At 59.2% G+C, this 9,773-nt stretch carries 7 protein-coding genes; 2 read left to right on the top strand and 5 right to left on the bottom strand.

Translation table 11 applies throughout. From position 1 onward, the window contains the following. Nucleotides 1-245: 245 nt before the first annotated feature. The 4 genes from EOA28_RS13440 to EOA28_RS13425 all read right to left on the bottom strand — a co-directional run bounded on the left by EOA28_RS13440 (nucleotide 246) and on the right by EOA28_RS13425 (nucleotide 6,728). Nucleotides 246-1,634, bottom strand: coding sequence for an amidase (locus tag EOA28_RS13440; protein ID WP_210214942.1), 1,389 nt, complete (start codon nucleotides 1,632-1,634; stop codon nucleotides 246-248). A 204-nt stretch (nucleotides 1,635-1,838) separates the two neighbouring features. Next, nucleotides 1,839-2,996 carry an FAD-binding oxidoreductase gene (locus tag EOA28_RS13435; protein WP_189342035.1) on the bottom strand — a complete coding sequence of 386 codons (1,158 nt, stop codon included), beginning with the start codon at nucleotides 2,994-2,996 and terminating at the stop codon, nucleotides 1,839-1,841. A 21-nt stretch (nucleotides 2,997-3,017) separates the two neighbouring features. Further along, nucleotides 3,018-4,673, bottom strand: a complete 1,656-nt coding sequence (locus EOA28_RS13430; protein WP_128314947.1) for a hydantoinase B/oxoprolinase family protein — start codon at nucleotides 4,671-4,673, stop codon at nucleotides 3,018-3,020. Further along, on the bottom strand, nucleotides 4,674-6,728 hold the full coding sequence (locus EOA28_RS13425) for a hydantoinase/oxoprolinase family protein (RefSeq protein ID WP_189342034.1): 2,055 nt from the start codon (nucleotides 6,726-6,728) through the stop codon (nucleotides 4,674-4,676). Between the two features lie 216 nt (nucleotides 6,729-6,944). On the opposite strand from EOA28_RS13425, the gene EOA28_RS13420 reads away from it, so the two are divergent. Further along, the gene (locus EOA28_RS13420; RefSeq protein WP_128314945.1) at nucleotides 6,945-7,667 is read left to right on the top strand and encodes a GntR family transcriptional regulator; all 723 of its coding nucleotides are present in this window, start codon (nucleotides 6,945-6,947) and stop codon (nucleotides 7,665-7,667) included. A gap of 284 nt (nucleotides 7,668-7,951) precedes the next feature. Here the strand turns inward: EOA28_RS13420 and EOA28_RS13415 are convergent, their stop codons facing one another. After that, nucleotides 7,952-9,064: a GlxA family transcriptional regulator gene (locus EOA28_RS13415; RefSeq protein WP_245501518.1), complete on the bottom strand. Its 1,113-nt coding sequence runs from the start codon at nucleotides 9,062-9,064 to the stop codon at nucleotides 7,952-7,954. A gap of 56 nt (nucleotides 9,065-9,120) precedes the next feature. Here EOA28_RS13415 and EOA28_RS13410 point away from each other — a divergent pair. Further along, nucleotides 9,121-9,773 (top strand): FAD-dependent oxidoreductase (locus EOA28_RS13410; protein ID WP_128314944.1); only part of this gene is annotated, 653 nt, incomplete at its 3' end.

Genomic DNA, 9,773 nt, shown 5'->3' with positions numbered 1-9,773 from the left:
ACATATACGAATTGTGACCTAGCGTCAAGTTCATTAGCGGTCAGGCAACTACTTGGCCGAAACGCCACTGCTCCGCGGCTGCAGCATCGAGAGTGGCCACGACCAGCACCGGCCAGGCGCTTTCCAGGCACTAAATCTGGGTCTTGGGCGGCGCAGAACGCGTGGAATTTGCGGCTGGAAGCACGGATCGCCCTACCGGCACGCCGCTGCAATGCCGAACCCCAGTTTAGGCGAGATCCAGGCCGCTAATTGAAGACCGGATCGATCGGCGAACGAAGGCCCTCATAGGCTTCAATGATCTCGCCCGCGTCAAGGCAGAGATCTTCCCGGTACTGTCCGGCAATGATTTGGACGCCCAATGGAAGGCCCTCTTGGCTGCCCAGCGGTACGCTCAAAGCCGGCAATCCCAAAGTCGGGACCGGGTAAAGGCAGCGTGCCACCGTATCCAGAACCGTGGCCATTGATGCTTCGTCCTTAGCATCGAGGCCTGCGGAGAAGGCTGGCCCGGCAGAAATCGGCGTAATGACGATCGGTGTGTCCGCCAAGAAGGTCGCCCAGGTGGCCATCGCGGCATCCCTGTCTTTCCAGGCACGTAGGAATTCCGGAAACGACACCGCCGGACGGTAGCTTTGCCAGTGCGCCATCGCACGCTTGACACTCGCATCGCCGAATTCAGCGATGCTATCCTTCAATCCCCCGACAAGATCGACCACCAGGATTCGATGGTGGATTTCGTATATCTCATCCCACTGCGGAGGCAGCTTTTCCTCCACGATATAGCCGGCGGCCGCCAGCCGACGTCCGGCCTCCCGTACAACTTCGGCGACGGCCGGGTTCTTTAGGGTTCCCGGCACCTCTGGAACGAGCGCAACTTTCTTCGGCGCAGTTGGCCCCCGAAGCGGAACATCGACCCAGCGATGGTCCCGTTGGTCTCGCCGAGACATCACGGAAAGCGCCATTCGCGCATCTCTGATCGTGCGGGTGATCGGCCCATGCACTGCCATCAGCTGTGCGGAAATCAGACTGCCGCCAGGCGTGGTTTCGTTGAACGATGGAATTCGACCATAGCTCGTTCGCAGTCCGACAACCCCGTTGCAATAGGCCGGCCAGCGAACAGACCCGCCGAGGTCGTTGCCCTGGGCTATTGAACAGATCCCCACCGCGACGGCAGCGGCGGCGCCGCCGCTTGAACCGCCTGCAGTATGCGCCTTGCTGTAGGGATTAAGTGTCCGCCCATGCAATTCGTTGTCTGTTTCGAAGCGCATGGAAAATGCAGGCGTGTTGGTTCTGCCGATAAAAACAGCACCCGCCGCGCGCATGTTGGCGACTACTGGATTGTCCGATTGGGCCACACGGTCACGGAAAGCCACAACACCGTCGTCACTGGGGCACCCGAGCTGATCGGTGTTGCACTTCGTCGTGACAGGCACGCCATGAAGCTGGCCGAGGATCTCGCCCTTTACCAAGCGCGCGTCAGCGTCATCTGCCTGAGCAAGTGCTTGCTCCCGCAGAATGAGGGTTACTGCATTTATCGCAGGATTGACTTCATCAAGACGCGACAGACACGAAAGAGTCGCCTCACGGCTCGATAATTTCCCACAGCGGATAAGATAGGAAAGCTCCGTTGCATCCATCTGCCACGGTTCGGTTGCTCCGGTTCTCAGTATGCCAGTTTTAGATTGAGCGGGCATCGATCGCTTCCTTTCGTTTGGTTCGACCGGGGCGCGTTGGGACCATCCACTCATGAAGAAGGAGGTGGCGAAAACTGGACTGCTCTTGGCCAACTCCTCCGCGACTACTATCAGCAGCTCGTAGCGCAGCCGTCATTCAAAATCGCGTCATCCCCGATTGCCGCCGTATTTTTGGACGAACAGATTATCTTCAGCGATCCGGTCATGAGAAAGCCGCCTGAACTCGTCGTCTATTCCGCCGTCGATGATCCAATCAGCAAGGCGGCGGCCTATTGCAGGTGCCAGTTTGAACCCGTGTCCGCTGCCACCCCAGGCATCGGCATATCCCTCCACTCGGTTTCGTGGCCCGACGAAGGGATACCAGTCCGGCGTCACATCGTAGAGAGAAGCATAGGAGTCTACGCGCGTAGCGCCGCGAAACACAGGGAAGCGGTGTTCCAGCCGCTCTAGGACGTCGCTGACGAATTCCTCGTCAGCGCTGATTTTGTAGTCGTTAGGATCGACGTCACAATACTGCTTCGGAAAGCCGCGCCCAACGACGAAACGACGGTTGCCGAGCGGCCTCAAATAGATCGCATCGACAGCAGTGGAAACGGGACCTTCGGGAACGGGACGACCGGGCCGGACTTCCCAAACGGTATCCTGTTCACGGACGACCCGAAGCGGCATGGCAATGCCGATGCTCTCCGCGAGGCGACCGGACCACGGCCCGCTTGCATTGACCACCGTATTGGACTCGACAGTTTTGCCGCCAATCTTCACGCCGGTGACGCGCTCACCATCCCCGACGAGCGCTTCTACGGGAGTTCTACCGCGGAACTCACCGCCCAGTGCCTTGAAGGCATTGACGAAGGCTTCCGTCGCATGGACAGGATCGGCATAGCCCCCGTCTGGCTCATAGACGACCGCGGCGACGCCCTCCGGATTGGCGAATTCGGCCACCCGGGACGAAGCGACATCCTGTAGCTCGGTAGCGATGCCGATCCCGGTCAGCATTGCGATATTAGCGCGCGCTCCTTCCAGCATCGTTTCAGGCACCAGCATGTGGTAGCCCGTGCGGGCGAAACCTGTCTGGTACCCGGCTTCCGAGAGCGCCGACAGAATATTGATGGATTCGCGCGTAAGATTGGCCGCGAGCGGATTGGAGTAATGCTGGCGGATGATCGCCGCGCTCTTTCCTGTGCCGCCCGCCGCCGGCTCGTCGCGGTCGAGCAGCAATACGTTCGCGGCCTCACGTTTTTTCAAGAAATAGGCGGTCGCGGCGCCGGTTATGCCTGCGCCCACAACGATTGCATTGTACTTCATGTTCATATCCTTCGAATGGAATCACGCGGCATTCGCGCTGATCTCGGGGCTAATCTTGCCGGACTTGGTGTCCTGCTCGATCGATGCGGAATTTCGTTCGGCCGGATTGCCGTAGCCACCCGCACCCGGCGTCTCCACTTCCAGCCGCGCCGAGTCCGGAATCTGCAGCCCGGTCAGCTTTCCGGGCACCTGGATGATCTTGCCGTTGTCATGGACGAGGCTGAGACGTCCGGCTCGTCCAGGTTTTCCGCCGAACAGTCCCCATGGCTGATACACGAAGCGCTCGCCCTGCCCACTGAAGTGGCAGGTATGGCCTATCGGCCGATAGACTCGACGCAAACCAAGGCCGCCCCGCCATTTGCCGGCGCCGCCTGAGTTCTCGACAAACTCATATCGCTCGATCAGAAGGGGATACTCGCGTTCGAGCGCTTCGATGGGAAGATTGGATGTATTAGTGACGTGCGCCTGCACCCCGTCGGTACCGTCCTTGTAGGCGCGTGCACCGGCGCCCCCGCCGATCGTCTCCATGTAGACATAGTGTTTGCCGTCGGGTGCAATGCCTGAGAAGGAGCAGCTCGTATTGCTGCCGTTGGAGGCGGCTATTACAAGCTGCGGCGCCGCCTGTGCCAGCGCACCAAGCACGACATCGATGATGCGCTGACAGGTCTGGGCGCGCGCCGCCGTAGCGGCGGGGAACCTGGCGTTGACGATTGAACCCTCAGGAGCAGTGATTGTTACAGGGTCCATCATGCCGCTGTTGGTCGGCCCATCGGGATCGACAAGAACCTTCAGCGCATAGAGTACGCTAGCCTCGAGGCCACTTGTGGTAACGTTGATGTTGCCGGTGACCTGCGCCGATGACCCTGCGAAATCGAAGAAAATCTCATCGCCCTTGATTGCGACCTCCACCTTGATTGGGATCGCAGTCGTACCGGCTCCATCATCGTCGACGTGGTCCTCGAATACGTACTTCCCGTCGGGCAGCTCGCTTATCCCAGACCGGATGCGACGCGCGACCGCATTTAGAATCGCCTCGGCTCCTTGCTCGAACTGCTCCAGGGTCCACCGTCGGAAGAACTCTTCCATACGGCGTGCGCCGAGCAGGTTCGCTGCGAACTGGGCATTGTAGTCGCCGCGCCGCTCGTGTGGGACCCGCACGTTCAGCAGTACGAGATCCATCACGTTGTCGTCTATCTTGTGGTCGCGCATAATGCGCAGCGGCGGAATGCGTAGTCCTTCCTGGTAAATCTCGGTCATCCCCCCCGCCATGCTACCAGGCACCATTCCGCCAACGTCAGCGTGGTGGGCGATGTCGGCGACGAAGGCAACCAGTCTTCCGTCCGTGAATATCGGCATGACCGCGGCGATGTCGGGAAGATGCGACCCTCGGCCTACATAAGGATCGTTCGATATGAACATGTCGCCAGGCTTTATCGCTTCTGCGCCGTACTTTTTAAGGACAACCTCCACCAGACCATGCATGGATGCGAGGAGCAGCGGCAGGCTCTCCCCCTGCACGATGGTGCGTCCTCTAATATCGAAGATTGCCGTGCTGTGGTCCCGCCGCTCCTTGATATTTGTCGAATAGGCACTGCGCATGATCGCGACATACATCTCGTCGCATATGCCGGTCAGCGCATTGCGTATCATCTCGATTTGGATTGGATTGAGAGACATCTAGGCGACCTCACTGCGAAGTTGGATAATGATGTTTCCCCACGGGTCGACGAAGGCGGTGTCGCCGGGGTAAATCAGGGTGGTTGCATCCTGCTGGTCGATAATGGCTGGCCCTGCGATGCGCTGGCCCTTTGCAAGGTCGGCTCGCTGATAGATCGCGGCATCGACCGGTTGGATCTGATCAAAGATCACCTTGCGAGTGCCGGTTGGCCGGCCGTGCTGACCGTCGGTCAATTCCGCCGGTCGCACGAACTCAATCTTTTCTTTGGCCTTCAGCTTGATGCTGACTAACTCGACCACTTCGCCAGCCATCGAGAACCCGTACGATCGTTCGTGCGCGACGTGGAAGGCCTGCCGCAAGTCAACGACCTCAGTGCCGACAAGCCTGTTCTTGGCAAGCGGCAGCGAGAGCTCAAAATTCTGACCGCGATAGCGCAGTTCAGCGCGCCACTCGTAGCTACGCTGATCGGATGGAACTCTTTCGCTGGAGAACCACGACTCAGCTTCAGCGACGAGTGTGTCACGCAAGCTCTCCAGGGCGGGTCCGGCTGTCTCTGCAAGCTCGCCAAGATAACTGGCGACGAAATCGTTCGTGAGAGCACAAAAGTGCAGCCCCTCGGCGCACATCAGGCCTGGATTTATAGGCACGACAACAGTGGAAATGCCGATTTCTCTTGCGACGTCGATGGCGAACAAAGGTCCAGCTCCGCCAAAAGCGAAAAGAACGAAACCCGACGGATCATGGCCGCGCTCAATTGACACCTTGCGCAGCGCCTTGACCATCGTGCCCCCCGCCAGCTTCAAAATGCCGAGCGCCGTATCCAAGGTATGCAGTCCTAGTTCCCCGGCAAGCCGCGTTACCGCCCCGCGCGCCAATTCCGGATTGATGGGCATCCGTCCGCCGAGCAGGGCCTCGTTGCTCAAGCGACCCAGAAGCACGTTCGCATCGGTGGTGGTGGCGTCGATGCCGCCAAGATCGTAGCAGGCAGGTCCCGGATTTGCGCCCGCACTGAGGGGACCCACTTTGAGAAGGCCGTCCTTGTCGATCCAGGCTATCGTGCCGCCACCGGCGCCGACCGCTGTCACATCCACGGCCGGCATGCGTACCGGGAAGCCTCCGACATCCTGCAACGACACTTCGCTGGGCTCATGATCACGGATCAGCGCAACATCCGAACTCGTTCCGCCAATATCGAGTGTGATGACGTCTCGAAAACCCATTTCGCGCGCCCAGTGGACGACTCCCGATACACCGGCCGCAGGACCAGATAGGGACGCACGGATCGGAAACTCTTTGGCCATGCTCGCCGACATCAGCCCACCGCTGCTTTGCGAGATCAGCGGTCGTGCACTCGTTCCGAGGGTTTTCACCCCCGAAACGAGTTCACTAATGTAGCGATCCATCACCGTCAAAAGGGCACCGTTCAGCACCGCGGTGGTGAAGCGCTCATACTCCCGGAATTCGGGATAGACCGAGGCTGACGCGATGACATGAACGGTATCGGGCAGCGCCTCTCGTAGCACCTCGACGGCGCGACGTTCATGGTCGGGATAAGCAAACGAGTGGAGGAAAGCGACCACGACGCAATCAACATTTCTGTCGATCAGGGCCGGAACCAAGCCACGGAGGCGCTCTTCATCGAGCGGTTTAACGACGGTCCCGTCCGCTCTGACGCGCGTAGGGACTTCGAAGCGGCAATCACGCGGAACAAGCGGCGCCGGGAAGTCCTTGTGAATGTCATAGACCTTCGGCCGTGTCTGCCGGCCGATTTCGAGAAGGTCGCGGAACCCCTCGTTCGTGATCAAGGCTACCTTGCCGATGCGCCGCTGGATAAGCGCATTCGTGCCGACCGTCGTTCCGTGAAAGAGCGATCCAACCGAAGAGAACTCAAGGCCGTGTAGGGCCAAAAGCTCGCCGAGGCCATGGAGGATGGCTTCCTGAGGCTGCGCGGGCGTTGATGGTCGCTTGTAGCGGATCGTGCGCCCGACTTCTTCGTCGACGACAAAGAAGTCAGTGAACGTCCCGCCGACATCGACCCCGACCTTGAGCGGCATACTCTCCTCCATTTCGTATATGCGTCGTATATTATTTTCCTGCGGAGGCTGTCAACACTCAAAAGCGATGCAGCACGTCTCCACAGCGAAAGTGCGGGCCTTTGGCGAGCGCCGGTCACCGACCGTGGCTCGGGCGGAAGGGGGCGAATGTTGCGGAAACGAGAATATATGAGCTACATATGATCACTTGGACCATCGGCCGGGGAGCGAGGACGTATGCCATCAGGACAAAAAGAGAAGGACGATGGTGCAGTCGAGCTTTCGCTCGCTGTCACTGCAACAAACACGATTCGTGACCGGATCCTGGATTTGACGCTACGCCCGGGCGTGCAGCTCGACGAGACAATGCTTCGCAACGAGCTTGGCATCAGCCGCACACCGGCCCGTGAGGCACTCAACCGCCTGACAACGGAAGGCCTGATCGAGCTACGACCGAACAGAGGATTTTTTGTCCGACCGATCGACCTCGGTGATCTGACCCATTTCTTCGAGGCATACCTCGTCAGCGAGCGGAGCTCGGCCTACTATTGCCGCATGAACAATCCGAACCTAGTCGCAGATCTGGATAGGATACAGGTCGGCCACACTTGGGCGGTCGAAAATCAGGAGTTCCTCGAGATTTCCCGCCACAATGCCGCCTTTCATATCAGGATTGCCGAGGCCACCGAGAACGAGTACCTGATCGGCTTTGCAGGCCGGCTACACAACATGGCGCGCCGCCTAGCTTATTTCGTATATCAAAGAGAATCTGCCGAGCAGCAGGCATTCCAGAAAAGACAGCGCATCATCGTAGATGAGCATGTCTCTATCATCGACGCCATCCGCAACCACAAGCGGGAGCAGCTTCTGGCCACCATCACCGATCACGCCGAACTTTTCAGGCGCCGCATCGGCGCTTTTGTCGAGGGCAAGGGAAAACCGGTTTTCACACTTGCTTGATGTCCGTCGTCCAGGAATGTCCGTGCACGCGACCAAGCGCGTCTGGTGCGTACTTTCTCCTCGTGTCGGAGGTAGACCTGTCCCAAGATGTTGCCAACTGGCACCAGGCTATTAGCAGTCCTAAAAGCACATCGACAACAGGCATCGCTCCCAAGATAAACAGTTCGCCAGGCTCGCAGCCTATTCCCAGCCTTCGGCCACCAGAGCGCGATAGGAAGTAGAAGTGCTTGCCGCTCAAACGTCGATCACGCGGCCAGCGCTAATGAGCAGTCCGAGTTGACCCCTCACCCTTCAGAAGCCGTACCTGACCGGTAACGGTCCGAGTTTGGGGCGCTGCCAACCATGCCGTTTTGGGCACGTCCCTTCGCCAGTCGCCTCTTCTGGCCGGGCGACAAGCCGTATCGTGCCGTAAACAGTCGGGTAAAGTGCGCAGCACTGGTGAAGCCAGTCAGGAGTGCAATCTCCACTATCGGAATAGCGCTCTGTTCCAGCAGCTCGTCCGCCTTGGCTAATCGAAGGTTGCGGTAGAAGGCCGTTACCGATGAATCCAAATGGTTCGAGAATAGCCGCTGCAGCTGCCGTGCACTGCCGCCGGACAACGCCGCGAGTTGATCGGGAGACAGTGGATCCGCCAAATGGCTAGTCATAAGTTCGACTGCGGCCTCAAGCATCGGATGGTGCAAATTGAATCTTTGCTTGACGGAACCTTGCTGCGGTTCGTCAGCTGTACGCAGACGTGGATGGATGAACCAGTTGCTGACTTCGCGGGCAAACACCGACCCGTGGTCGCCTGCAATCAGCGCGCACATCATGTCAAGCGCGGCCACCCCGCCGGCGCAAGTATAGCGATCCCGGTCGATGACGTAGAGCGCGCGCTCAATTAGCAGATCCGGGCCATATTCCTTCAGCGGATCGATATGCGCCCAGTGCACGGTGAACCGCCGCCCATCCATCAGCCCCGCCTTGGCAAGGATTGCCGCCCCGCCGGAGATACCACCGAGCGTGACATGCCTATGCTGAAGCGCACGCAGATTGCGCACCAATACGGGATCGTCAAAGAGCATGGGATTGCCGCCCGCTACGACAAGCGCAAGGTCCAGCTTGCCCACGCCAGCCTTTGTCACGGCTGCCAGCGGCAGGGTCTCGAACCCTCCGCCTGATGTTGAGGGCATGAAACCTCCAGCCACTGAATAGAAGCTGCAGCGATACAACTTGCTATCAGCCAGCTGATTGGCCGCGCGCAGCGGCTCAACTGCTGAGGCCAGCGACATTAGCGAATAATTCGGGGTGAGGATGAAGCCGATAGCCCGCAGCGAGGCGCTCTCTTGAAGGTGAGACATGCCCACGAGCATAGTAGCTGCGGCAGGAATCGGCAAGAATCTGTCCGTGCTGGTCAATCACGGTTCGGAAAGCGGAGTAAAAGGTTGCCTTTGTTCATCGAGGACAATCGGACTTGCGCTATTCGGCTTTCCACATTCTGAAAGAGGCCCTCACGGGCCATAAGGGCTGGCGTCCTTTGTGGCGCGACCCCGAACCGCAGCCCGCCTACGATTATGTGATCATTGGAGGAGGCGGACATGGACTTGCCACCGCTTATTACCTGGCCAAGACCTTCGGGAAGGCTCGCATCGCCGTGCTTGAGAAGGGCTGGCTGGGCTCAGGCAATGTCGGACGCAACACCACTATCATCCGCTCGAACTACCTGCTGCCCGGCAACGAGCCCTTCTATGAGTTTTCGATGAAGCTCTGGGAAGGGCTGGAGCAGGAATTCAACTTCAATGCCATGGTGAGCCAGCGCGGCATTGTGAATTTGTTCCACAGTGATACGCAGCGAGATGCCTACCGGCGGCGCGGCAACGCAATGCTGTTGGCCGGTGCCGATGCCGAGTTGCTCGAACGCGACCAACTGCGGACCATGATGCCCTTCCTTAATTTCGACAATGCGCGTTTCCCGATTAAAGGCGGGCTGCTTCAGCGACGCGCCGGCACGGCGCGCCATGATGGTGTCGCCTGGGGCTACGCGCGCGGCGCCGACCTGGCCGGAGTTGACCTAATCCAGAACTGCGAGGTTACCGGTTTTCGCGTCGAGAACGGCTGCGTCAAAGG

This window comes from Mesorhizobium sp. M2A.F.Ca.ET.067.02.1.1, assembly GCF_004023285.1.
In the GTDB taxonomy this organism is placed as follows: domain Bacteria; phylum Pseudomonadota; class Alphaproteobacteria; order Rhizobiales; family Rhizobiaceae; genus Mesorhizobium.
The sequence above is the reverse complement of the archived record's forward strand: the minus strand, read 5'-3'. Positions and strand labels throughout refer to the sequence as shown.

Bases quoted from the DNA above. Each gene is read 5' to 3' on its own strand.
- EOA28_RS13435 (WP_189342035.1), bottom strand. From the start codon at position 2,996: ATGAAGTACAATGCAATCGTTGTGGGCGCAGGCATAACCGGCGCCGCG.
- EOA28_RS13440 (WP_210214942.1), bottom strand. From the start codon at position 1,634: ATGGATGCAACGGAGCTTTCCTATCTTATCCGCTGTGGGAAATTATCG.
- EOA28_RS13425 (WP_189342034.1), bottom strand. From the start codon at position 6,728: ATGCCGCTCAAGGTCGGGGTCGATGTCGGCGGGACGTTCACTGACTTC.
- EOA28_RS13430 (WP_128314947.1), bottom strand. From the start codon at position 4,673: ATGTCTCTCAATCCAATCCAAATCGAGATGATACGCAATGCGCTGACC.
- EOA28_RS13420 (WP_128314945.1), top strand. From the start codon at position 6,945: ATGCCATCAGGACAAAAAGAGAAGGACGATGGTGCAGTCGAGCTTTCG.